The following is a 24472-nucleotide window of genomic DNA, read 5'->3' as shown; positions in this document are numbered from 1 at the left end:
GTTTGAAACAGAATCAGAGGCGTGTGAATTTTTTCTGCAAAAAATGAAGAGATATGCAAGGAAATAAATTTACTACTATATAATACGAGGAGAATAAAAAGATGACAAGAGAAGAAGCGTGGGAATTACTCACAGAGTACAACAAGGATGAGTTTCATCTGGAGCATGCACAGATCGTAGAGGGAACCATGAGGTATTTTGCAAGGGAACTTGGTTATGGCGATGAGGAAGAGTTCTGGGGAATAGTCGGACTGCTTCACGATCTGGACTTTGAACAGTATCCTGAGCAGCATTGCATCAAGTCCCAGGAGATCATGAGAGCGCACGGTGTTGACGAGAGGATCATACATGCGACGGCAAGCCATGGCTATGGTATCACGGTTGACATAAAACCAGAACATGAGATGGAGAAGGTTCTCTATGCTGTGGACGAGCTTACAGGACTTATCGGAGCGGTTACACTTATGAGACCATCAAAGAGTGTTCAAGATCTGGAACTCAAGTCAGTTAAGAAGAAATACAAGAGCAAGGGATTTGCTGCGGGATGCTCCAGGGAGGTCATCGAAAGAGGTGCAGATATGCTTGGTTGGTCACTTGATGAATTGATCACCAAGACTATAGAGGCACTCAGGACATTCAGACCATGATCGGGGGTATAAAGAAAATCAGAGAATTTGTCCGCAAAGAGACAGTGCTCACCGTGGCACTTCTGCTGGCGGTGATATCGGCATTTATCGTGCCTCCGGACAGCGCGTATGTGGACTACATAGATTTCAGGACACTTGCGATACTTTTCTGTCTTATGACAGTGGTCGCGGGATTTTCACAGCAGGGGATGTTTGGCATCATAGCGAAAAGTATGATAAATCGTATGGGTTCGCTCCGGGCGGTGACAATTGTCCTGATATTCATGTGTTTCTTTTTCAGCATGTTTATCACAAATGATGTGTCGCTCATAACATTTGTACCGATGACACTCACGGTCCTTGGTATGGCAGGAGAGGAAGTACTCACCAGATGGATGGTGCCGGTGATAACCCTCCAGACCATAGCTGCGAACCTTGGAAGCATGCTGACACCTATAGGCAACCCGCAGAATCTGTACTTGTACGGACTTGCAGGGATCAGCGCAGGCAGGTTTGTATTGCTTATGTTGCCATATACAGTGGCATCGGCAGCGCTTCTTGTGATATGGATCATAGTATGTATGAAAGGAAAAAACAGGCAGCTTGAGATCAGACTTTCAGGCAGTGATATACAGGTGAACAGGAAGCTGGTGGGTATATATAGCATACTTTTTGTGTTGTCATTGCTCACCGTGGCGCGGATCGTCCCATACTGGGTGACATTTGCGGTAGTGCTTGTGGTAGTCCTTATATGTCAGAGAAGATTGCTGCTGAAGGTAGACTATTCGCTGATATTCACATTTGTGGGATTCTTCGTGTTTATCGGAAACATGGGAAGAATAGAAGAATTTAGGACATTTGTGGAGAGTGTTCTTGGCGGGCATGAGATGATCACATCAGTACTTGCAAGTCAGGTCATAAGCAATGTTCCGGCTGCGGTTTTGTTGTCGGGGTTTACAGACAGATACACGGATCTGATAGTCGGCACCAATCTCGGCGGACTTGGAACTCTTATAGCGTCCATGGCGAGCCTGATCTCGTTCAAATACGTGGCGAGACAGGACAAGGGCGCCAGAGGAAGATATCTGGTATACTTCACATTTGCAAATGTGCTGTTCCTGGTGGTGCTTATATGCATGTGGGAAATAATATTTTAGCCAGAAAAATATTGCCCTTAGATGGCAGTAGTCATAAAATAGAAAGGTAAGTTTCTTCAAATTAAGGAGGCAGATAATATGAGTAAGAATCTTGGTGCAAAACCTATGCTGGTGCCACAACCGGTCATGATGATCGGAACATACGATGCCGATGGCAATGCAAATGTCATGAATGCGGCATGGGGCGGAATAGTCGGAGCAAATGAGATCATATTTGACCTTGGAAGTCATAAGACTACCGAGAATATAAAGCTGAACAAAGCGTTCACAGTTGCCATTGCTGATGCAGAGCATGTGGTAGCCTGTGACTATGTGGGAATCGTGTCGGCAAATGACGAGCCAGACAAGATGAAGAAGGCTGGTTTTACAACCAGAAAGAGCGAGTTTGTAAATGCTCCAGTCATCAACGAGCTTTCACTGACAATGGAGTGCAAGCTCAAGGAGATCATAGACGGGGACAAGTTCCTCGGCGAGATTGTAAATGTTGTTGCAGACGACCGTATCCTGGGCGATGACGGCGAGATCACATATGAAGAGTTCCATCCGATCGTGTTTGACACCATCGGACATGGATATTTTGCACTCGGCGACAGGGTTGGCGATGCTTTCTCAGAGGGTAATAAGTTGAAGTAGACAAGCTTGTAACTTGGGAAAATCATCAAATTGTACATTGTAACATGAAAAAATTAGCCATTTTTGGAAGAAAAACCTTAATTTTTCAAGCAAATGTTCAATATACATATGGAAAAAGGCGAAATAATGTGATATAACAGACACATACAAAAAAGCACAAGCTAAAGTGAAAGGAAGATGTAGATATGGATAAGAAGAATATCGATTGGGCAAACCTTGGATTTGGCTATGTTCAGACAGATAAGAGATTTGTAGCAAATTATAAGGATGGTGCATGGGATGAGGGTACACTCACAGAGGATCCTAACGTAGTATTAAACGAGTGCGCAGGTGTTCTTCAGTACGCTCAGACAGTTTTCGAGGGAATGAAGGCTTACAGAACAGAGGATGGACGTGTTGTATGTTTCCGTCCTGACCTCAACGCAAGCAGAATGGCAGACTCAGCAAGAAGACTTGAGATGCCACCTTTCCCAGAGGATAGATTTGTACAGGCAATAGTAGATACAGTAAAGGCAAATATTGATTATGTACCACCTTACGGATCAGGTGCTACATTATATATCAGACCATATATGTTCGGTTCAAATCCAGTTATAGGTGTTAAGCCGGCAGACGAGTATCAGTTCAGAATCCTCACAACACCAGTTGGTCCTTACTTCAAGGGCGGTGCAAAGCCTATCACAATCAAGGTTTCAGATTTCGATAGAGCAGCACCTCACGGAACAGGACACATCAAGGCTGGTCTTAACTATGCAATGAGCCTTCATGCAATAGTTACAGCACACAAAGAGGGATTCGATGAGAATATGTATCTCGATGCAGCTACAAGAACAAAGGTTGAGGAGACAGGTGGAGCAAACTTCATCTTCGTTACAAAGGACGGCAAGGTAGTTACACCTAAGTCAAATAGTATCCTCCCATCGATCACAAGACGTTCACTGATGGTAGTTGCAAAGGATATCCTTGGACTTGAGGCTGAGGAGAGAGAAGTATACTTCGATGAGGTTAAGGATTTTGCAGAGTGCGGTCTGTGCGGTACAGCAGCAGTTATCTCACCTGTAGGCAAGATCAACGACCACGGCAAGGAGATCTGTTTCCCAAGCGGTATGGAGAAGATGGAACCAGTTATCCAGAAGCTGTATGATACTCTTACAGGAATCCAGATGGGCAGAATCGAAGGTCCAGAGGGATGGCTTAAGGTAATCGAGTAATGATCAAGTAATTCGGTGTAAGATAATAAATATTGAGAACATTATAACCCCACTGATGTCTGATGGTAAGTCGGATGTCGGTGGGGTTTTTGTGTATCCAAGTTAGTTCGGTGTAAGAAAGATTAGCCCCATATACTAACAATTAGAATTGACTTGCACCGACCCTGAAGAGTTATAATTGTGTAGACAATAGAAGGAACGAAAGATAAATTGTATATCGGATAGTGCGTTGATACATAAGATGATTCATGAAATCTATTATTTTGAAGGGGTGGTTACTATGATGTCATTATCAGATGCAGTAAACGGTTTCTCAGGTGAGATAGCTTGGAACTGCGCGGACAGATCCCTGTTCGGCGCATGTCAGCTTGAGACCGGAGATCAGGTGCAGGTCGTATCGTCTTACTTTGGCAATGTGATAATCAAAGTAAATGGAAAAAGACTAGCGATAACAAGGGACGCGGCGGAGCGGATAAAGCTAGCTTAGATTGAAAGCGGAAGAAACGGAAAAAACGGCAGTTGCTGGAGAACAGCGACTGTCGTATTTTTGTAATAAAAATAATTAAATCTTTATAGATATTTAATTGACTGAGAATATAAGCAATGATAAACTTTCAAAGATATTCAAATAAAGTAAGAATACGCTTGGAAATGTAAAGGGGAAAACAACGTCAGCTAAAGCATGGCATTTTCTCCGTCAGAAGAAAGCGTAGATATCAGATGAATGTATCCCTGCATAATGTATATTAACGTGTACAACATAACATCACCTGTACAGGACATTTGAGGCCACCGGTCCTTAGTACCGCTGTAGGCCGAAATGAGCGGGAGCGATCCGGTACAGGTGATGTTATGTTGTGCACATAGAAAGACTAGAGGGGGATACATTCATCTGATCAATAATTGTTCAAGGAGGAAATGACATGCAGATATTCAGAAATCTGAAGCCGTATTGGAAGTCGGTCATTATCATAGCCCTGCTTCTCGTTCTGCAGGCATACTGTGATCTGTCACTTCCGGACTACACCTCAAAGCTCATAGATACCGGTATACAGAACTACGGTATAGAGAACTGCAGTCCGAAACAGATCCCGGAGAAAGCCTACAAAGTGATAGACGGATTTATGGATGACGATGAGAAAGCCGTATGGAAGAAATATTATAAAGATGGTTCGGATGGTTATTATTACCTGACAGAAGACGGCGAGAAACACATAGACGAAGTGGATAGTGCCTGTATGAAGGGGCTTATGATGTATTACTATCCATATCAGATGGTGAACTCTGACGAGGACAATGAGATCAAGGCAGGACTTGATAAGATGGGAATCACCCTTGACGAGATGCCGGAGGAGATGTGGGCGCAGATCGGTGAACAGATGAAACCTACGGTTGACGGCATGCTCGATAGCATGGGGGAGGATTATATGGAATCCACAGCCATCGCATGTACAAGGATATGCTATGACAGCTTTGGCTACGATTATAAGGCAGGACAGATGTCATATCTGAAGTGGGCAGCGGTGAAGATGCTTGGAATGTCACTTCTCATGGCAGCAGCTGCGGTTCTCATAGGACTTGTGGCGTCAAGGGTTGCGGCAAGCGTTGCCTGCGGACTCAGAGAGAAGGTGTTCAACAAGGTTATCGCATTTTCGGATGCTGAGATCAACAAGTTCTCAACTGCATCTCTTATAACGAGATCTACAAATGATGTCCAGCAGATACAGATGGTTACAGTTATGATGCTCAGAATGGTTCTATATGCACCGATACTTTCTATTGGAGGAATCGTCAAGGTTGTTGGGAACGGAGCCGGAATGGGCTGGGTAATATTCATCGGTATAGCAGCAGTTGTGATCCTCATGGGAACGCTTATGGTCATTGCCATGCCAAAGTTTAAAGTTATGCAGACACTGGTGGACAGAGTAAACCTTGTGTCAAGAGAGATACTTACAGGTATCCCGGTTATCAGGGCATTTGGCAGAGAGGAACGCGAGGAAGAGAGATTCGATGAGGCAAATAAAGACCTGACGAAGAACACCTTGTTCGTCAACAGAGTCATGACATTTGCAATGCCTATACTCATGTTCATCATGTATGCAATAAGCATACTTATAGAGTGGGTGGCAGCCCACAAGATCGATGCGGGTGTCCTTCAGGTAGGATCAATGACTGCATTTATTACATATACAATGCTTATCATTATGTCATTCCTTATGCTCAGCATGATGTCAGTCATGCTCCCTCGTGCCAGCGTGGCAGCAGACAGAATACAGGAGATCATAGATACGGATGTGACAGTTCAGGATGCAGCCGGAGCAAAGAAGCTTGAAGCACCAAGGGGTGTCGTAAAGTATGACAATGTCGCATTTGCATATCCGGGCGCAGATGAGAATGTACTTGAGAATATCTCATTTGAGGCCAAGCCTGGACAGACTACGGCGATCATAGGAAGTACCGGTTGTGGTAAGAGTACACTGGTTCAGCTCCTCCCGAGATTCTATGATGTTACGGAGGGCTCGATAACAATAGACGGACAGGATATAAGAGACCTCACCATGGAGAGCGTGAGACAGAATATCGGTTTTGTTCCGCAGAAGGGAATTCTGTTCTCAGGAACGATTGCATCCAATATAAGATTCGGCGCGCCGGATGCATCTGATGAAGATGTCAAGCTTGCAGCTGAGATTTCCCAGGCATCCGACTTCATAGAGGAGAAGGAGCATGGTTACGACAGTGCGGTTGCTCAGGGTGGTGGAAATGTGTCCGGCGGTCAGAAACAGCGTCTTGCTATAGCCAGAGCCATAGCGAGAAAGCCGAAGATCCTGATATTTGACGACAGCTTTTCGGCGCTTGATTTCAAGACGGATGTGGCAGTTAGAAAGGCGCTTGGCGAGCACGTAAATGACAGCACGGTATTTATCGTTGCACAGCGTGTAAGCACTATACTCTCAGCAGATCAGATACTTGTGCTTGACGAGGGTACGATAGTCGGCAAGGGAACTCACAAGGAACTCTTGCAGACCTGTGAGGAGTACAGGCAGATAGCCGAGTCGCAGCTTTCTCCATCGGAGATAGCGGCCAGTCTTGGAACTGACTCAGAAAGGCAGGTGTAGGACATGGCAGAACAGAATCAGACAAATAATCAGAGAAGTTTCAAAGGCCCTAGAAGAGGTCACGGTCCTATGATGGGCGGCGAGAAAGCCAAGGACTTCAAGGGAACGATAGGAAAGTTATTTAGATACATAGGCAAGTACAAGGCAGCGGTTGTTGTCGTTGCTATATTTGCAATTGGAAGTACGGTATTCAACGTAGTATGTCCGAAGGTGCTCGGCAAGGCGACAACAGCCCTGTCCGAGGGGATCATGAACAAGATAACAGGCAACGGCGGAATTGATTTCACGTATATCGGTAAGATATTGCTGTTCTGTCTTGGTCTGTATGTGCTGAGTGTGGCATTTAGCTTTGTACAGGGCTTCATCATGACCGGTATCACACAGAAGGTGTGCTACAGGATGAGACGTGAGGTGTCCGAGAAGATCAACAGGATGCCGATGAGCTACTTTGAGAGCAGAACCTATGGCGAGGTACTTTCAAGGATCACAAACGATATAGACACCATGGGAAATGGTCTGAACCAGAGTATCACACAGCTCATCACATCGGTTAGCACAGTCATCGGTGTAATAGTGATGATGCTCACGATCAGCCCGCTTATGACACTTATATCAGTGCTGATACTTCCGATAAGTATCATGCTCATGATGTTTGTCATCAAGAAATCCCAGAGATTCTTCAAGCAGCAGCAGGAATACGTGGGACACATAAATGGTCAGGTTGAAGAGGTGTATGGCGGACACAATGTCATAAAAGCGTTCAATAAGGAGAACGACGTTAGAAGAGAGTTCCATGAGACAAATGAGACTCTGTACAAGTCAGCATGGAAGTCACAGTTCTTCTCAGGACTGATGCAGCCTATTATGATGTTTGTCGGTAATCTGGGCTATGTGGCAGTTGCCATATCAGGTGCGGCTCTGGCGATCAGAGGAACTATCCAGATAGGTGATATCCAGGCATTTATACAGTACGTGAAGAACCTCACACAGCCAGTTCAGCAGGTTGCCCAGGTCACAAATATGATGCAGCAGATGGCAGCAGCCGCTGAGCGAGTATTTGAACTTCTTGAAGAGAAAGAAGAGGAGCAGATAGTAGAGAATCCTGTATCCACAGAGGGAATCAAGGGTGAAGTTACATTTGAACATGTAAAGTTTGGCTACAATCCGGATCAGATCATCATCAAGGATTTCTCAGCCCATGTAAAACCGGGACAGCAGGTAGCCATAGTCGGACCTACCGGAGCGGGCAAGACCACCATGGTCAAGCTGCTCATGAGATTCTACGACGTGAATGGCGGTGCTATACTTCTGGACGGACACAATATTAAGGACTTCAACAGGCGTGAACTCAGGGATGTATTTGGCATGGTGCTTCAGGATACATGGCTGTTCAAGGGCACTATCATGGAGAATATCAGATATGGAAGATTGGACGCTACGGATGAGGAAGTTATCGCAGCGGCAAAGGCAGCTCATGCACATAGATTTATCTCGGCACTTCCGGGTGGATACAACATGGAGCTCAATGAGGAGATAACAAATATCTCCCAGGGACAGAAACAGCTCTTAACTATCGCAAGAGCAATTCTTGCTGACAATCCGGTCCTGATCCTCGATGAGGCTACATCGTCAGTCGATACGAGAACAGAACACAGGATTCAGAGAGCCATGGACAATCTGATGAAGGGCAGGACAAGCTTTGTCATAGCCCACAGACTGTCAACCATCAAGAATGCAGACATAATCCTTGTTATGAAGGACGGTGACATCATAGAGCAAGGTAACCATGACGAGCTCATGGCGCAGAATGGATTCTATGCGGATCTGTATAACTCGCAGTGGAGTTAAAGAATATTGAATAATAGGGTATGAAAGCCTGTATAAGCCTATATGAAATCATATTTGACGATTGTCATTGTGGATGATTTCACATAGGGATTATGCAGGCTTTTTGTTATAGATTTGGCGGTTTATAGAATTTTAAGCATTGATAGTGGAGTACTCTTATCATGCTCCATAGTTTAAAACTATGGCAAGCCTCAAAATAATAGTATTTTCCATAGAATCCCTCCCCTGTTAGAATATCCTCAAGTTAAGAAAACGAGAAAACACTACGGAGGATAAAGACATATGAGCAAATTACAGACACCTTTCAGATACGATTTTGTAGGAAGCTTTCTGAGACCACAGGCACTCAAGGATGCGAAGGCAGCATACAGGGACGGAAAGATCACCAAGGAGGAGTTCGACAAAGTTGTGAATGAGGAGATTACCAAGGTCGTTGCAAAGCAGAAGGAACTTGGATTCCATGCGATCACAGATGGCGAGTTCAGAAGAACATTCTGGCATCTTGACTTTATGTGGGGACTTGATGGCGTTGCCCATGAGAACACTGGAAATGGTGTGAAATTCGATGCAGAGCTTGCAGTTCTTGACGACACTTATCTTGTAGGCAAGATAAAGGCAAAGGCGCACCCATTTGTTGAATATTTTAAGTTCTTAAAGCAGTTCGAGGATGAGAATACTGTTGCAAAGTATACGATACCGGCTCCAGCACAGACATTTCAGCAGATGATAGTACCTGACAATATTGCAAACACAAGGAAGTTCTATCCTGCAAATGAGGAGCTTATCCAGGACATTGGAAAGGCTTATCAGGATGTAATTAAGCAGTTTTATGATGCAGGCTGTCGAAATCTTCAGCTTGACGATTGTACATGGGGCGCCATAGTGGGGGATGCCGCAAAGCAGAGATATAAGGCACTTGGAATATCACTTGAGGATGTCAAGAAAGAGCTGCTTGCAGTGAACAACCTTGCATTGGAGGGAAAGCCGGAGGATATGGTTATTACATCACATATCTGCAGAGGAAATTATCACTCAACATTCTTCACCAGTGGTCCTTATGACACAGTTGCAGATTACGTATTTGCAAATGAGAATGTGGATGCGCTGTTCCTTGAGTATGATGATGAGAGATCAGGCGGATTTGCACCTCTTGCAAAGGTTTCAGAGAACAAGAAGGTCGTGCTCGGACTCATCACAACAAAGTCTCCGGTTCTTGAGGATAAGGAGAAGGTCATTGCAAGGATCCATGAGGCTGCAAAGTATGTACCACTTGACAGATTATGCCTGAGCCCTCAGTGCGGATTTGCATCATGTGAGATCGGAAACAAGCTGACAGAGGATGAGCAGTGGGCAAAGCTCAAGCTCGTTAAGGAGATAGCAGAGGAAGTCTGGTCATAAAACAGAATATTATAGAAGTGAAGTGGCGGCGAACAGAAGCAAGAATCTGTTCGCCGCTTTTTTGTGTTATGAAATCTGTTATATACAAGCCTGATCGATATATGATACTATTAAGAAACGCGGAATCCTTGCGGGAGTTATATTCCCAGTGCTTTTGCTCGTGAGGATACTTCTTCTGAGAAAGAAGAATACTAAAGAAAATGTATGTTAAAAAGCAGAAATATAGATATAGTTAGGAGTTAGATTCATGAAAAAGATTGTAGAGATGTGGAATAGGGTGTCGCTGATCGCGAAGATATTGGTTGGAATAGTGATCGGTGCGGTGCTGGGACTTCTGGTGCCGGGGGCAACGGGAATAGGCCTGATCGGAACCATGTTCGTCAGGGCGCTCAAGGCAATTGCGCCGATACTGGTGTTTGCCCTTGTCATCAGCTCAATTGCAAATGCAGGAAAGGGAAATGGCCAGCAGTTCCGTATGGTGACGATCATGTATATGCTCAGCACGCTATGCGCAGCGGTAGTGGCGGTGAGCACAAGTTTTATTTTCCCTGTAACCATGACACTGGACCTTGAATCATATCAGGCGGATGTCGTCCCATCGGGAATCATGGAGGTCCTCCAGAATCTTTTGCTCAACATCACCGATAATCCCGTAAATGCGATACTCAACGCAAATTATCTCTGCATACTTGCATGGGCACTTTTGTTTGGACTTGCCATGCGACGGACAAGCAAGTCTATAAAATCTGCACTTGTATCCATATCGGATGCGGTATCAACCGTCGTGAGGTGGATCATCGGGTGCGCACCATTTGGAATCATGGGACTTGTGTTCACGACAGTATCGGAGAGTGGATTGTCGATATTCAAGGAATATGGCAGATTGCTGCTTGTGCTTGTGGGCGCCATGCTTACGGTTGCATTGATCGTAGATCCGCTCCTTGCGACTATCGTCTTAAGGAGAAATGCATATCCACTTGCGTGGAGATGCCTCAGAGAGTCAGGTGTGACGGCGTTCTTCACCAGAAGTTCTGCGGCAAATATCCCAGTGAACATGTCACTTTGCAAAAGACTTGGACTTGACCCGGATGTGTATTCGGTATCCATACCGCTTGGCGCGACCATCAATATGGATGGTGCCGCCATCACTATAACTATAATGGCGCTTTCCGTTGCAAATACCATGGGAGTGTCGGTGGACGTTCCGACAGCACTCATGCTCAGTCTTATGGCAACCCTTGGCGCGTGCGGTGCCTCAGGTGTTGCGGGAGGTTCGCTGTTGCTCATTCCTATGGCGTGCTCGCTGTTTGGAATCCCACAGGATATATCCATGCAGGCTGTTGCTGTCGGAATGATCATCGGAGTGGTCCAGGATTCACTTGAGACGGCAATCAACTCATCGGGAGATGTACTCTTTGCCGCTACAGCGGAGTACAGACAGTGGCAAAAGGACGGCAGAGAGTTTAAGATAGGTGCCATCGTGAATCCAGATGAGTAGGATATTTTCATATAAAAAACAACCGGGTATGTTCAGGAAGAAACATACCCGGTTGTTTTTGTCTTTATATTCCCCGTATCCCTGATTCCACAATTCCATTTGAATCTTTAGAGATTCCCTCAAGAATATGCGGAATTACCAACATATCCGTTCCGCATTTAGGACATGCCGCAATTCCCAGAAGTTCGTTGGTGCTTTCCAGACGATATTCAGACTGATATTCTATACCATCTTTCTGCCACATAAAAATGTGTCCGCATTTGAAACATTTAACTTCCCTGAATGTATTCCCCATAATAAATAATAACCTCCGTTGCAGTTTGTTTGTATTGCCTACAGAAACTTGTCCAGCTCCGCATCCACATTCTTCCTCTTCTTGATCTTTGGGTGGTCGATGCCTCTTTCAAATATACAATATCCTAAACATGGTTTGCAACAGATGAAGAACTTTTATATAATTGTAGACAGTATGCGGAAGCTAAGATAACATATGGGAACTGAAAGAAAAACAGGAAAATGAACACTATGGAGAATGAGCCATTGTCTGGCAGATCAATGACAGAGAATAACAAAACAGAATACAAGGCACATTACCATCTGCCCGGACTTTTTGAATTCTACGAGCTGTACAAGGCGTTCCTGCCACTATACTGTGAGCACAGGGAATATTTTTACGACTGGTGTGATATCGGTTCAGTGTATGGTGCACCGGGTGACTGCCTCTGGGGCGGTGGCAGAGTGGGATATGGTGACAGCAGTGCCAGAGATGTGCTGGAACTTATGAGAGAGTATGGAATATCGGCGAGGCTGACCTTCAGCAACTCACTACTGGGGCCGGAACACCTTGCTGATAAGCAGTGTAATGACTTGTGCAGGGCGTTTGAGGAAGGCAAGGCATATGTTCAAAATGGCGTCATAGTCCATTCGGAGTTGCTGCTTGACTATCTGCAGGAGAATTATCCGGGACTATATATGGTTTCATCGACAACAAAGGTCATTACGGACTTTGATCTGTTTTCAGCAGAGCTTGACCGGGATGAATTCCGATATGTTGTGCCGGATTTTCGGTTGAATAAAGCATTTGACAGGCTGGGGGCGCTTTCGCAAAAGCAGAAAGACAAGGTGGAATTCCTTTGCAACGAATGCTGTTGGTTCTCCTGTCAGGACAGGAAAGCCTGCTATGAGGATGTGAGTCGTATGGCTCTCGGTGAGAAATCAATTCACCGTTGTACATCGCCGAACGCAGCAGGTGGCTATCGTTTCTCAAAAGCGATGGAGAATCCGGGATTTATAGGTATAGATGATATAAAGAACATTTACCTGCCACTGGGGTTTTCCAATTTCAAGATAGAGGGAAGAAGTCTTGGAAGTGCCATAGTGCTGGAATTTCTGCTATACTATATGACAAAGCCAGAGTACCAGCTGAGGGTAAGAGAAGAGATATATCTTGACAATACGCTGGATCTGTTCTAGGCGCGCGCGGGCAGTAGTCAGGGGCTGCGGATAGCATGGGAGGATAATATAGGCAGTCGATATGTATTTGAAATCTGCAGAGTATGTTTCGTAGCTCGTGGAGATAACAGAAAATTCCTGATCGAAGGGGGAAATGTATATGGAGAGAATAAAGAATTTATCCAGGACGCAAAAGGTTCTGATGAGCATTATAGTGGCAATGATCATAGCATTTTCCATAATTTATCCGATTATAATGTCCATAAAGGGAATAGAATTCAGGGGTGACTTTCTGACCCGAAAAGAAGAACAGGGAAATGTGACATATACAGATGGACATACAAGTATCATAGTATATGATGACCAGAGCATAGAATTTAAGTGTTATCATCGATTTACAGGAGATGGGTATAGAGACGTAACATATGGACCATATAGCTGGATGGAGGATTATTCTGCCATACCGGCAGGGACGGAGAACGGCATGTTATCATCTGATGATTATATCGGAGTAAAGATCATGGCGGGTGATAAGGTGTTTTTTAGAGGCGCTGTCTCAAAAGATGGATACATGGTATACAATGCGGACGGCACGATGACCAACGATTTTGATGTGGTTTTAGGAGATTATTATGCAAATCCGCCGGATATTTATGAAATAGTGAAGTTTATTAATGGTCCGCAGACAACAAACAGAGGAAATATAGTATTATATATATTCGGAATCATTATATGCATCATTGCGGTCGTAAGTATGCTGTTTCCAGATGAACTTTTCAGATTGGCCATGTGGCCCAGGGTGAGAAACCTGTATGATGTTGAGCCGTCTGACTGGGAACTTACAGTCCGTGTTATCGAGTGGTATGTGCTTACGATTGGTGCATTTGTGGTATTTGTGATCGGACTTACGATGGGCAGTGTGACGTGACGACTCCGGACGAGTGATAGACAAAAGCGCTTAGCATATAGACAAATAGATGAAAGGATAACTTGAACAATATGGCATACACACCTAATGATATATATGATTATATAATTGAGAATGACAGGGAATCAGAATTCCTGCAGGCGATAACACTCCATAAACAGAACTTTTCCATAGGAGAGATTACAGACAGGCGTTTTCTCGTAAAAGAAGACAAGACGGTAAAGTTTATATCAAAGATGTATAAGATAAATATACAGATCACGGATGACGACATCATAACAGCGGTCATGAATGGCCTCTATGTGAGTGCATTTATCTCAAGACAGGGCGATGCCTACAATGTGCATTTTCTCGTACATGCGTATCCGGAAAATATGAAGTCGCAGTTTGACGATGAGATCTTAAAGGAAGTGTTGCGGTACATGATCATGATGACTATTGTACGGCTGAGACTGGATACGCCGGAGAAGGTGGAAGAATATCTGGGGAGCAGGGAGTAGCACTTTATGTAAATAAAGCTTATAGCCGCACCCCCTGGCTTTTTTATGAATAATATTTGGCTGTTATAAAGCGGTTTTGATAAAATAAAAAAGCTGTCTGAAATAATTCAGACAGCTTCTGTCACGTGCGCAAGAGGATTCGAACCCCCGACACCTTGGTCCGTAGCCAAGTGCTCTATCCAGCTGAGCTATGCACACATGTTGATTAACAACATCAGTTATATTACAACAGGTTTGAGCAAATGTCAAATAAAAAGTTGCAAATATTTCAATTTTTTCATTCTCCCTGTGGTTGAAAAAATATCAGTAGGAGAAAAATAACTGTAATTATTCTTTAGGTGATTCTCTCTTAAGTTCAGGAATATATCGCTGACCATAAATGCTGTTCTTGATGGACTGCATCTCAAGGTCTGTTGCGGATATCACATCTGCGCATTTCTTAAGTCTTGCGGATATCATGTCTACGTTCGGGATATCCTTCTTATATCTGAGCTGGTGATCCAGGCTCGCCCAGAAGTCCATCGCGATTGTTCTAATCTGTACCTCCACACGCATATTCCTTGTGTGGTCTGCGAAGAACACAGGAATCTCGACTATGACATGCAGACTGCGGTAGCCATTTGGCTTTGGATGCGATATGTAGTCTTTTGCCTCGATCAGGGTGATGTCGTCCTGACTTATGAGCTTTTCTGCCACCATGTATATGTCATCGATGAATGGGCAGATGACTCTTATTCCAGCGACGTCATCCAGATTGTTCAGTATACTTGCACATGTAACCGGACAGCCCTTGCTTGCAAGCTTTTTGGCAATGCTGACAGGCTTCTTGATCCTTGACTGTATGAATTCTATAGGATTTCTCTTATATCTTACGCTGAAATCATCGTTCAGCACTTCAAATTTTGTCTTCACCTCTCTGATGGCACATGAATACATCATCATGATCTCCTCAAAACTCTGCATCTCCTGCATGAAAGGATTTTCCTCCGGGCGCAGGAGTGAATTGATGTATTTGCTGTTCAGAGCGTTTGTCTGTATTGATTCCATAACTCCTCCAAAATGTAAAAAAACTGGAATGGTGTGTCCTGTTGCACAACTATGTGTATTATACTACATTCCACTTGTGCTTAAAAATAAAATTTTATAAAATACCTGTGAATGATCAATAAATACTGACAGGCATAACCCTTTTGCTTTATTTGTCAGTTCACAGAGTCAGGAGAAGACAATGAGCTATTTTGATGAGATGATCGCCACGGAGCGTATACCGGATTCCTATGTGGGATGGGAACAGTACAGACGTGAGGTGACGGAATATATAGAAAATAACTGCCGGGTAAAAAAAGAATCCGGGCAGGATGCAGATGCAGCGAATTCAAAGCCTGTGCTTGCACTGTGGGGAATAGGGCCGGCCGGCGATATAGATATAGGAAGATTGGCAGATAATTACAGGCTGTTGCTCATAGACAGAGACAGGGAAGCTGTGCTTTCGGCAGTCAGGGAATATGGGTTGAAGGAACAGGATTATATAATAGCGGATATTCCATTCTGGCATGTAGACGATGACCAGTACCGCTTGTATGAGGCGATGCTTGAGGACTGTGCGGACACCGAGCATATACTTGAGTTCCTGACAGGCATAGCGACTGCCAATTCCGGTAAATATATTGGTAGAACGGAATCTGGGGATATAGTAAATGACACCGACAGGTATCTTGATATATTTGATTACAGTGTGGCGGTCGGGCTTCACAGCCAGCTCAATTCCAGATTTGCGGCATTGCTTTACCACTACAGGGACAATTATCATGACGAGGATCTTAGACTCATAAGCAGTGCCATCTCGGGGCTGAACGAGGCGGCGGTGGAGAGACTCAATGACTACATGTACCATATGACAAAGGATGTACTCATATATGGATATGAGGTCGCTGCATGTGAGGATCAGACATGCGCAGAGAAGCTTGCAAATGCATTTGACAGGCGGGATGTGGAGACGATGAAGTCGGTGGAGCACATAGAAGGTGTGGCACAGCTCATGAAGGATATGTCGCTTCATATGAACTACGACGTGGAGCTGGTTGACAGCCGCCATATGGTATGGCCATTTGACACGGCTGGTGGCAGGAAAAATTACGTGATGGGATTTGCCGCCATGCGGAAGATATGATGTTGCAAATAGGCGGAAAAGATTAAAAAGTTAAATGACATTCCATAAAAATCAGTTGATATAACGTATATTATCATGAGGAGGGAGCTATGACAGACAGAGAATTTGAACAGTGCATGTCTGCGATGGCGGCGGGCGACAGGGATAGCCTGCGGCACATATATGATGCGTATCTGAAGCTCATATATGCTGTGGTGTACGACACCATAGGACAGCGCGAGGAGGCTGAGGATGTGACATCGGAATTCTTCATCAAGCTGTATAGCATTGCGGGAAGCTATAAGCCGGGAAATGGACATAAGAAATGGTTGGTCACGATCGCCCGGAATATGGCGGTGGACAGGATCAGGAAGATAGACCGTGAGGCTCTGGTGGATGAGATACCGGAGACCGGGCAGAGTGGCAGCATGGAGGAACAGGTTGTGAACAGCGTGTCACTGAAGGTGGCCATGGAGTCGCTTAAGCCTGATGAGCGGGAGATAGTTGATATGAAGGTGGCTGGAGGATTTACCTTCAGAGAGATATCAGAGATAGTTGGCAAGCCGATGGGAACAGTCACATGGCTTTACAACAGTGCGATCAAGAGACTTAGGAGGTGCAGACTATGAACAGACATGAAGATGAACTGGAAAAGGAAATAGCTGACAAATATATAGAGAATATGGATGCACCTGATCTCTGGGAAAAAATAGAGGCAGGACTTGATGCGGTGGATGCGCAGCGGGTGCAGGATAAGAAATCTGGAGATAAGAAGTTTGGAGTCAAGAAAGACCGTAAAGACAGGAACAGAAGAACCATCCAGATCGTTTCCGGTCTTGTGGCAGCGGCAGTGGTGTGTGTGCTGATCGTAGCCGGACCGTTAAGGAACAGCCGTAAGAGGGCAAGCGATAAGACAGCGCAGGACAACAGTGTGAAGGTGACTTCGGATGAAAGTTATTATGCACAAGAAAGTGACGCGGCTGCGGCAGACGATATTCAAAGCGATGCTGCTGAAATGGCAGAAAAGGCCACGGCGAGTTATGATGTACAGAGAAATACTGATGCTCAGAATTCTGTGAATAGTGCTGACTATATCCCCATGATCATGTTGGATGGTGTGCTCTACAGGGACACATACGACATGGTCGATGCTGACAGCGTGGATGAGAGCAAAGCGGCCTACGCTGAGAGCTACACCGATGGCGTGCCGGCAAATGACGGCGAGGTCAACTTTGACATGAACCCATCCAGAAACTCAGCCTACATTGTGTGTGATGATGGCAGCCTTGTAGTGAAGGTTGAGGGCAACTGGTACAGATTTGAGAGGGCAGAATAGCACAAACAAATCAAAAATTAAAAAATACAGAAATTACCATAAAAAATAATAATCCCTTCGTATATAGAATATAAAGCTTGACCGGTAGCTTGAAATTCATATTACGGAGGGATTTTTTATGATGAAATATAATTCAAAAATATTTGCAAGATCCATATGCGCAGTTATGGCAGGGATTATGATGGTAGGAGGTCTTACGGGCTGCGGTAACGATGATGCAGTAGATGGCAGGGGAATGCGCCTTGAAAAACAAAATGGGGATAAGACAGAGATAACAGGGATCGCAGAAAAGTACAGGGAAAAAGAAAGTAAGCAAAAAAAGAAGTCGCTGCAGGACAATGGCTTGAGTGGAATATTCAACAGTACGTCGAATGATGTTATGTATGCGGAGGAAGCTTGTGATGTGGCAACAGTCGCTGGAGATACAGCGATGGTGACAGATACTTCAAATTCTATGTATACAGAGATCGCCTACGATACGAGAGAGTATGACAGCGTGGCGGAGAATGGATTTGTATCCACAGCGGACAGACCTCTCTCCACATTTGCGGCGGACAGGGATACGGCATCATACAGCAACGTCAGGTCGTATATAGAGTCAGGCTGTCTCCCACCGGACGGAGCGGTGAGAATAGAAGAGATGCTGAACTATTTTACCTATGACTACAGAAGGAAGCCTGAGGATGGAGAGAAGTTCTCCATATACACAGAATATTCGGACTGCCCGTGGAATAAGGCCACAAAGCTCATGATGGTTGGGATCAACACGGATGAAATAGATTTTGGAGACAAGAAGCCTTCAAATCTGGTGTTCCTGATCGACACCTCGGGATCCATGTATGAAGATAACAAACTCCCACTCGTGCAGCAGTCATTTGCCATGCTGGCGGAGAATCTGGATGAGAACGACAAGGTGAGCATAGTCACATATGCGGGTGAGGATACGGTGGTGCTCTCGGGCACATCCGGCTCAGAGCAGTACACGATAAATGAGGCGCTTTCGAGTATGACAGCCGAGGGCTGTACCAACGGCGGAGATGCCATCATCACAGCTTACGAGCTGGCGGAGAAGAACTTTATAGAGGGAGGCAACAACCGTGTCATACTTGCAACGGACGGGGATCTGAACGTGGGGCTTACCAGTGAGAGCGACCTTGTGGATCTGATAACCGAGGAGAAGAAGGAAAACAACATTTTTCTCAGCGTGCTTGGGTTTGGAACGGACAATTTGAAGGACAACAAGCTTGAGGCTCTTGCTGATAATGGTGATGGAAGCTATGCGTTTATAGATTCTGCGTATGAGGCAAAGAAGGTGCTGGTGGACGAGATGGGCGGAACTCTGAACACCGTTGCCAAGGATGTGAAGTTTCAGATAGAGTTCAATCCGGCAAATGTCAAGGGTTACAGGCAGATAGGTTATGAGAACCGCGCCCTTGCGGATGCGGACTTTGCAAATGACGCTGTGGACGGCGGCGAGATAGGCGCAGGACATATGGTGACGGTGCTCTATGAGATAGTGCCTGCGGGATCAGATTTCGATGTGCCTGCGGGATCAGATTTCGATGTGCCTGCAGCCGAGCACAAATACGGACAGGATTCCAATCAGGCAAATACATCGGAGACTGCATCACAAGACGTTAAGGATAAGTCTGATAGCGCAGAGGACTATACCGGTGAGCTTGCGACAGTGAACGTAAGATACAAGGAGCCGGATGGGGATAAGAGCAGTCTTGTGAGCCGTGTGGTGAAGACTGACAGCTACAGCAGCGAAATGTCCGTTGACATGAGTGCGGCAAGTGCCGTGGCGGCCTATGGTATGATCCTCAAAAACAGTGAATATGTGGGTTCTGCAGATTTTGATATGGTTATGGCTCTTGTTGGCGGTAAGGTGGACAGTTCAGCCGGCAGTGGCGATATTATCGATATGCAGTGGCAGGGCTTTGCAGACATGGTACGTCAGACGCAGAATATAACTGACTAGGAAAAATGTCGATAAGAGGAGCTGTTCGATATGGCTTTGTAATCACACTTTGTAATCACATTGTATAAAACTCTTTTATTTTATTGATAATTCTTGTATAATAACAAATTAGAGTGTCAATTAAGACGAAAAAATAAAAACAAGAATATCAATATAGACAGGAAGGGTAAGATTCATGGGCGAAAAAAAGATTATGCTTGGTAATGCAGCCATCGCCAGAGGCTGTTATGAAGCGGGTGTCAAGGTATCAGCGGCATATCCTGGAACACCAAGTACAGAGATCAGTGAGAACATGGTGCAGTACAAAGGAGATATCTACTCAGAGTGGTCACCAAATGAGAAGGTAGCCACAGAGGTAGCGATCGGTGCATCATTTGCGGGAGTGAGATCAATAGTGTCGATGAAGCATGTAGGTGTGAACGTGGCATCAGATCCGCTGTTCACCGCAGCATACACAGGTGTGAACGGAGGTATGGTACTTGTTGCAGCAGATGATCCTGGAATGTACTCATCACAGAATGAGCAGGATTCAAGACTTGTAGCAAGAACAGCCATGATCCCAGTTGTTGAGCCATCAGACAGCCAGGAGGCAAAGGATTTCACAAAGTATGCATTTGAGCTGAGTGAGAAGTATGATACTCCTGTAATGCTCCGTACAACCACAAGACTCTCACACTCACAGGGCGTTGTAGAGCTCTGTGACAGACAGGAGATTCCTGACAAGCCATATGAGAGAAATATAAAGAAATATGTCATGATGCCTGGTAACGCTATACCACGTCATGTATTTGTAGAGCAGAGACTCAAGGACATGGCAGCAGACGGAGCTGACATGCCGATCAACAGAGTTGAGATGAGAGACAAGAGTGTGGGTGTCATCACCAGCGGTATCCCTTACCAGTATGTCAGAGAGGCTATGCCAAACGCATCAGTCTTAAAGCTTGGCATGGTAAATCCACTCCCAAGAAAGATGATCGAGGACTTCTGTGCACAGGTAGACAAGGTGTATGTCATCGAGGAGCTTGAGCCACATATCGAGACTCAGGTCAGATCATGGGGAATAGATGCAGTCGGCAAGGAGCTGCTTACAGTTCAGGGTGAGTACAGCGCAAATATGCTCAGAGAGAAGCTTCTCGGCGAGAAGATAGAGACAGTCGAGGCTGCTCAGGTTCCAGCTAGACCACCTATCCTCTGTCCAGGATGTCCACACAGAAGCGTATTCTCAGTCCTCTCAGAGCTGAAGATCCACGCTGCAGGAGATATCGGATGTTACACACTCGGAGCTGTCGCACCGCTCAGTGTTATTGACACAACAGTCTGCATGGGTTCATCCATCTCTACCCTTCATGGAATGGAGAAGGCAAAGGGCAAGGATTATATCAAGAACTGGGTAGCGGTCATAGGTGATTCAACATTCCTTCACACAGGTGTGAACTCACTCATGAACATGGTATACAACCAGAGTACAGGAACAGTCATCATACTTGACAACTCGACAACAGGTATGACAGGACATCAGGATCACGCCGCAACAGGTAAGACACTGATGGGAGATCCTACATATGCCATTGATATTTACAATCTCTGCAAGGCACTGGGAATCCAGAGCGTCCATGAGATAAATGCATTTGATATAGAAGGTCTTAAGAAGCTCATCAAGGAGGAGACAGCAAAGGATGAGGTATCAGTCATCATCACAAAGTCACCTTGTGTACTCTTGAAGACGACTAAGATAACAGGAAGATGCAAGGCAATACCTGAGAAGTGCAAGAAGTGCGGTATGTGCTTAAAGCCTGGATGCCCTGCAGTTATCAGGCAGGAGGATGGAACCATCCGTATAGATGACACACTCTGTACAGGCTGTGGACTGTGCATGAAGCGTTGTAAGTTCGATGCTATAGAAAGGGAGGAGTTCTAATCATGGAGACAAAGAATATTATGATCGTCGGCGTAGGCGGACAGGGAACACTTCTCACAAGCCGTATACTCGGTGGAATCACCACGGCAGCAGGTTATGATGTAAAGCTCTCAGAGGTTCACGGAATGAGCCAGAGAGGTGGAAGTGTTGTTACATATGTAAGATATGGTGAGAAGGTAAATGAGCCTATCGTGGAAGAGGGATGTGCGGATGTCCTCATAGCATTTGAGAGACTTGAGGCACTCAGATATGCACACTTCCTGAAGAAGGATGGAGTTATCATCGTAAATGACCAGAGAATAGATCCTATCACTGTAGTTACAGGCGCAGCACAGTATCCTGATGGAATCATCGAGGAGCTCAGCGGCAAGTACAAGGTTATCTCAGTTGATGCCATGGACGAGGCAAAGAAGCTTGGCAACAACAAGGTATTTAACACAGTCATCATAGGAATCGCGGCACAGCACATGGATTTCTCACATGATGCATGGGTTGAGGTTATCAAGAACACAGTTCCACCTAAGACAGTGGAGAAGAATCTTGAGGCATTTGAGGTTGGCTACAACCTTAAGTAATTTGACGATTTTTGGTACAAAAGACGGATTTTGGCATAAAAAAAGTCCGTCTTTTGTTGATTAATGGTGGAAAAAAGGACCCTCATATGGTAAAATCAACACATATGATGGTTTGCGGGGTGCGTACACATGAATGATATTAACAAGGATGAGATTGACGCAAGATGGCATATGCTGGTATGGCGTATGATGATAGTTATATGCAGTATTTCTTTTGTTATTGCATGGATATTATTTGGAGTATACAGAGTAGATAAGAGCATAGGAGCAGGCGCATATATAGTAAAGTATATCGTGCTGCCGATGATAGTACAGGCTATAGCGATCACAATTTGCTATTTTTATATGAAGCACGATGAGGCGGACATAAAGCACAAGAATTATGTCGTGACAGGTATGATATATGTATGTGTCGGTGTTATAGCATTTACATATTGCACCATATACCCGCTTATACTTATTCCGTGTGTCACCATAATTGCCACGGCGTTATTTGCAGATCAGGAGCTGACGGTATGGTCGGGAGTTGCGGTGCTTGCACTCATGGTCATCAATGTTGTGAGATTACATTTGAATGTCGGTGAGCTTGCCACACAGATGAACTGGGTTGGAGCACTGCTCATATACATACTGGTAGTATCTGTTATGTGTGCGATGGTTATGGTCGTCAACAAGCACACGAAGGCACTTACGGAATCGATTGCCGGAAGCTACAACAGACAGGTAACACTGATGAGTGAGCTTATGGTTGATCCGATGACAGGCCTGTACAACAGAAGATCATTTGAGGAGAGCCTTGATAAGGAGATCGAGAATGTGGAGCAGACTGGGGCGAAGTCCTATGTCACCATATTTGATATAGATCATTTCAAGGAAGTCAACGATACATATGGCCACAGCAATGGAGATATAGTTATCAAGGCGCTGTGTAAGATGATGAAGGAGAAGTCGAAGGATATGGGACTTGCCTTCAGATACGGCGGTGAGGAGTTCGTGATACTGTTCCATGATGTGGAACTGTCTAAGGTCATGAATGTTGTTGATGACATAAGAACAGAGTTCAGATGCTACTATTTCCACTTTATGAACAAGGATGGAATAACCTGTAGCTGTGGTGTCGCTGAGTACACCAAGGGAGAGAGTTCCAAGGCATGGTTCAACAGAGCGGATTCAGCACTCTATAAGGCGAAGGAATCAGGAAGAAACAGAATAGTTATAAGTGAATAAAAAATAACACATTGGGCTGTGCTCAATGTGTTATTTTTTTATGGAATTATTCAAATGTTATGATATGTCCGGCGTTACTGGACGTAATCGTTCAGCCACTGAACCACACCGTTGGATATTGCCTTGGCGTAGTTCTCAAGATTTTCATTGAAATAGTCCAGATCGTCCTGGTTGGTCATGAAGCCCATCTCAACGATCATGCTTGTCATATCGGTGTCTCTGATGACCGCATAGTCATCATCGCTGTCTCCCTGGGTTCCGATTCGCACCCCTCGGTTGGCGGTTATACCAACTTCCTCGAGATTGCTCAGAATGTCATCTGCGGCCGCATAACTGCGCTCAGATCCTGAGCTGTGTATCCATATCTCAATGCCCTTTGTGGTGTTTGGGTTGGCTGTTGAATTGCGGTGTAGCGAAACGAAGATATCAGCCTTGGCCTTGTTTGCTATCTTTGAACGGGAGTCGAGCTGTGTGTCGCTGTCGTCGGATCTGGTCATTATGACGTTGACGCCGCTCTTTTTCAGGGCTTTGGCAACCTCCTGCGCAAGACGGAGATTGTCGTCCTTCTCGTAGCTTCCGTCAAGTCCCACAGCGCCTACATCGCTTCCTCCATGACCAGCATCCACACACACCGTGTATGTGTCGTTGGCCTTCTGGAGCATGACAGTCTGTCCTTTCCCCTTGGTGATCTGTGCCTTTGCCAGAAAAAATCCCATGACAAGTATGCACAATAATAGTATGATGTTTATGGCGACCAAAAAGACGACGAGGGAACGCATCTGTTTCAGCGTCATTTTCTTTTTTCGTTTGCTCATGTTTTCTCCTTCGTGGAAATATCTTTGATAAAGATACCTCAAAATCCGATGTTTTTCAACTGTGGATATGGAGAACGTGAACAGCATGGCCGCAGCAGAGGTGT

General features: G+C 45.1%; 22 protein-coding genes and 1 tRNA gene. 19 read left to right on the top strand and 4 right to left on the bottom strand.

The features are described 5' to 3' along the window. Positions 1-101 precede the first annotated feature (101 nt). The 9 genes from OCV54_RS12360 (at position 102) to sstT (ending at position 11487) form a co-directional block, all read left to right on the top strand. Complete coding sequence (locus OCV54_RS12360; protein ID WP_015533455.1) at positions 102-647, top strand: hypothetical protein; 546 nt, start codon at positions 102-104, stop codon at positions 645-647. Beyond that, positions 644-1783, top strand: coding sequence for an SLC13 family permease (locus OCV54_RS12355; protein WP_055224281.1), 1140 nt, complete (start codon positions 644-646; stop codon positions 1781-1783). Before OCV54_RS12360 ends, OCV54_RS12355 begins: the two co-directional genes overlap by 4 nt. A gap of 78 nt (positions 1784-1861) precedes the next feature. After that, complete coding sequence (locus tag OCV54_RS12350) at positions 1862-2416, top strand: flavin reductase family protein (protein ID WP_055224279.1); 555 nt, start codon at positions 1862-1864, stop codon at positions 2414-2416. A 185-nt stretch (positions 2417-2601) separates the two neighbouring features. Next, complete coding sequence (locus tag OCV54_RS12345) at positions 2602-3627, top strand: branched-chain amino acid aminotransferase (protein WP_055224277.1); 1026 nt, start codon at positions 2602-2604, stop codon at positions 3625-3627. Positions 3628-3907: 280 nt separating this feature from the next. Beyond that, a complete protein-coding gene (locus tag OCV54_RS12340; RefSeq protein WP_055224275.1) occupies positions 3908-4114 on the top strand; it encodes a FeoA domain-containing protein in 207 nt (68 codons plus the stop codon). Between the two features lie 436 nt (positions 4115-4550). After that, on the top strand, positions 4551-6743 hold the full coding sequence (locus tag OCV54_RS12335; RefSeq protein WP_015533451.1) for an ABC transporter ATP-binding protein: 2193 nt from the start codon (positions 4551-4553) through the stop codon (positions 6741-6743). A 3-nt stretch (positions 6744-6746) separates the two neighbouring features. Further along, entirely contained in the window at positions 6747-8591 is a 1845-nt protein-coding gene (locus OCV54_RS12330) for an ABC transporter ATP-binding protein (RefSeq protein WP_015533450.1), read from the top strand. A gap of 282 nt (positions 8592-8873) precedes the next feature. Beyond that, positions 8874-9989, top strand: coding sequence for a 5-methyltetrahydropteroyltriglutamate--homocysteine S-methyltransferase (locus tag OCV54_RS12325; protein WP_055224272.1), 1116 nt, complete (start codon positions 8874-8876; stop codon positions 9987-9989). 247 nt (positions 9990-10236) lie between these two features. After that, the gene (gene sstT / locus OCV54_RS12320) at positions 10237-11487 is read left to right on the top strand and encodes a serine/threonine transporter SstT (protein ID WP_055224270.1); all 1251 of its coding nucleotides are present in this window, start codon (positions 10237-10239) and stop codon (positions 11485-11487) included. A gap of 64 nt (positions 11488-11551) precedes the next feature. On the opposite strand, the gene OCV54_RS12315 is transcribed toward sstT, so the two are convergent. Next, the gene (locus tag OCV54_RS12315; protein WP_055224268.1) at positions 11552-11782 is read right to left on the bottom strand and encodes a hypothetical protein; all 231 of its coding nucleotides are present in this window, start codon (positions 11780-11782) and stop codon (positions 11552-11554) included. 230 nt (positions 11783-12012) lie between these two features. On the opposite strand from OCV54_RS12315, the gene OCV54_RS12310 reads away from it, so the two are divergent. The 3 genes from OCV54_RS12310 (at position 12013) to OCV54_RS12300 (ending at position 14367) form a co-directional block, all read left to right on the top strand. Beyond that, positions 12013-12960, top strand: coding sequence for a hypothetical protein (locus tag OCV54_RS12310; protein WP_242859656.1), 948 nt, complete (start codon positions 12013-12015; stop codon positions 12958-12960). A 139-nt stretch (positions 12961-13099) separates the two neighbouring features. Continuing rightward, positions 13100-13867 (top strand): hypothetical protein, encoded by a 768-nt coding sequence (locus tag OCV54_RS12305; RefSeq protein WP_022216720.1) that lies wholly within the window; start codon positions 13100-13102, stop codon positions 13865-13867. A 71-nt stretch (positions 13868-13938) separates the two neighbouring features. Beyond that, on the top strand, positions 13939-14367 hold the full coding sequence (locus OCV54_RS12300; protein WP_055224266.1) for a hypothetical protein: 429 nt from the start codon (positions 13939-13941) through the stop codon (positions 14365-14367). Between the two features lie 124 nt (positions 14368-14491). Here OCV54_RS12300 and OCV54_RS12295 read toward each other — a convergent pair. After that, positions 14492-14565 (bottom strand) — tRNA-Arg (locus OCV54_RS12295). 129 nt (positions 14566-14694) lie between these two features. Next, on the bottom strand, positions 14695-15414 hold the full coding sequence (locus OCV54_RS12290; protein ID WP_022216721.1) for a GTP pyrophosphokinase: 720 nt from the start codon (positions 15412-15414) through the stop codon (positions 14695-14697). Between the two features lie 181 nt (positions 15415-15595). Here OCV54_RS12290 and OCV54_RS12285 point away from each other — a divergent pair, with 181 nt between their 5' ends. The 7 genes from OCV54_RS12285 (at position 15596) to OCV54_RS12255 (ending at position 23553) form a co-directional block, all read left to right on the top strand. Further along, positions 15596-16537 carry a hypothetical protein gene (locus OCV54_RS12285; RefSeq protein ID WP_022216722.1) on the top strand — a complete coding sequence of 314 codons (942 nt, stop codon included), beginning with the start codon at positions 15596-15598 and terminating at the stop codon, positions 16535-16537. 89 nt (positions 16538-16626) lie between these two features. Continuing rightward, positions 16627-17145 carry an RNA polymerase sigma factor gene (locus OCV54_RS12280; protein ID WP_015533439.1) on the top strand — a complete coding sequence of 173 codons (519 nt, stop codon included), beginning with the start codon at positions 16627-16629 and terminating at the stop codon, positions 17143-17145. Next, positions 17142-17852, top strand: a complete 711-nt coding sequence (locus OCV54_RS12275; RefSeq protein WP_055147945.1) for an SH3 domain-containing protein — start codon at positions 17142-17144, stop codon at positions 17850-17852. The genes OCV54_RS12280 and OCV54_RS12275 overlap by 4 nt, the downstream gene beginning before the upstream one ends. Positions 17853-17970: 118 nt before the next feature. Continuing rightward, positions 17971-19833: a vWA domain-containing protein gene (locus OCV54_RS12270; protein ID WP_055224264.1), complete on the top strand. Its 1863-nt coding sequence runs from the start codon at positions 17971-17973 to the stop codon at positions 19831-19833. A 175-nt stretch (positions 19834-20008) separates the two neighbouring features. Beyond that, complete coding sequence (iorA, locus tag OCV54_RS12265; protein ID WP_022216725.1) at positions 20009-21751, top strand: indolepyruvate ferredoxin oxidoreductase subunit alpha; 1743 nt, start codon at positions 20009-20011, stop codon at positions 21749-21751. A gap of 2 nt (positions 21752-21753) precedes the next feature. After that, positions 21754-22326 (top strand): indolepyruvate oxidoreductase subunit beta, encoded by a 573-nt coding sequence (locus tag OCV54_RS12260; RefSeq protein ID WP_015533435.1) that lies wholly within the window; start codon positions 21754-21756, stop codon positions 22324-22326. A 129-nt stretch (positions 22327-22455) separates the two neighbouring features. Next, entirely contained in the window at positions 22456-23553 is a 1098-nt protein-coding gene (locus OCV54_RS12255) for a GGDEF domain-containing protein (protein ID WP_055224262.1), read from the top strand. Between the two features lie 74 nt (positions 23554-23627). Here the strand turns inward: OCV54_RS12255 and OCV54_RS12250 are convergent, their stop codons facing one another. Further along, positions 23628-24368, bottom strand: coding sequence for an N-acetylmuramoyl-L-alanine amidase family protein (locus OCV54_RS12250; protein WP_015533433.1), 741 nt, complete (start codon positions 24366-24368; stop codon positions 23628-23630). Positions 24369-24472: the final 104 nt, after the last annotated feature.

It is taken from the genome of Coprococcus aceti, assembly GCF_025567285.1.
GTDB classification, from domain to species: Bacteria; Bacillota; Clostridia; order Lachnospirales; family Lachnospiraceae; genus Coprococcus; species Coprococcus aceti.
This window is presented reverse-complemented; position numbering and strand designations above follow the sequence as displayed.

Coding starts and splice junctions, on each gene's coding strand:
- OCV54_RS12360 (WP_015533455.1), top strand. CDS start 102: ATGACAAGAGAAGAAGCGTGGGAATTACTCACAGAGTACAACAAGGAT.
- OCV54_RS12355 (WP_055224281.1), top strand. CDS start 644: ATGATCGGGGGTATAAAGAAAATCAGAGAATTTGTCCGCAAAGAGACA.
- OCV54_RS12350 (WP_055224279.1), top strand. CDS start 1,862: ATGAGTAAGAATCTTGGTGCAAAACCTATGCTGGTGCCACAACCGGTC.
- OCV54_RS12345 (WP_055224277.1), top strand. CDS start 2,602: ATGGATAAGAAGAATATCGATTGGGCAAACCTTGGATTTGGCTATGTT.
- OCV54_RS12340 (WP_055224275.1), top strand. CDS start 3,908: ATGATGTCATTATCAGATGCAGTAAACGGTTTCTCAGGTGAGATAGCT.
- OCV54_RS12335 (WP_015533451.1), top strand. CDS start 4,551: ATGCAGATATTCAGAAATCTGAAGCCGTATTGGAAGTCGGTCATTATC.
- OCV54_RS12330 (WP_015533450.1), top strand. CDS start 6,747: ATGGCAGAACAGAATCAGACAAATAATCAGAGAAGTTTCAAAGGCCCT.
- OCV54_RS12325 (WP_055224272.1), top strand. CDS start 8,874: ATGAGCAAATTACAGACACCTTTCAGATACGATTTTGTAGGAAGCTTT.
- sstT (WP_055224270.1), top strand. CDS start 10,237: ATGAAAAAGATTGTAGAGATGTGGAATAGGGTGTCGCTGATCGCGAAG.
- OCV54_RS12315 (WP_055224268.1), bottom strand. CDS start 11,782: ATGGGGAATACATTCAGGGAAGTTAAATGTTTCAAATGCGGACACATT.
- OCV54_RS12310 (WP_242859656.1), top strand. CDS start 12,013: ATGGAGAATGAGCCATTGTCTGGCAGATCAATGACAGAGAATAACAAA.
- OCV54_RS12305 (WP_022216720.1), top strand. CDS start 13,100: ATGGAGAGAATAAAGAATTTATCCAGGACGCAAAAGGTTCTGATGAGC.
- OCV54_RS12300 (WP_055224266.1), top strand. CDS start 13,939: ATGGCATACACACCTAATGATATATATGATTATATAATTGAGAATGAC.
- OCV54_RS12290 (WP_022216721.1), bottom strand. CDS start 15,414: ATGGAATCAATACAGACAAACGCTCTGAACAGCAAATACATCAATTCA.
- OCV54_RS12285 (WP_022216722.1), top strand. CDS start 15,596: ATGAGCTATTTTGATGAGATGATCGCCACGGAGCGTATACCGGATTCC.
- OCV54_RS12280 (WP_015533439.1), top strand. CDS start 16,627: ATGACAGACAGAGAATTTGAACAGTGCATGTCTGCGATGGCGGCGGGC.
- OCV54_RS12275 (WP_055147945.1), top strand. CDS start 17,142: ATGAACAGACATGAAGATGAACTGGAAAAGGAAATAGCTGACAAATAT.
- OCV54_RS12270 (WP_055224264.1), top strand. CDS start 17,971: ATGATGAAATATAATTCAAAAATATTTGCAAGATCCATATGCGCAGTT.
- iorA (WP_022216725.1), top strand. CDS start 20,009: ATGGGCGAAAAAAAGATTATGCTTGGTAATGCAGCCATCGCCAGAGGC.
- OCV54_RS12260 (WP_015533435.1), top strand. CDS start 21,754: ATGGAGACAAAGAATATTATGATCGTCGGCGTAGGCGGACAGGGAACA.
- OCV54_RS12255 (WP_055224262.1), top strand. CDS start 22,456: ATGAATGATATTAACAAGGATGAGATTGACGCAAGATGGCATATGCTG.
- OCV54_RS12250 (WP_015533433.1), bottom strand. CDS start 24,368: ATGAGCAAACGAAAAAAGAAAATGACGCTGAAACAGATGCGTTCCCTC.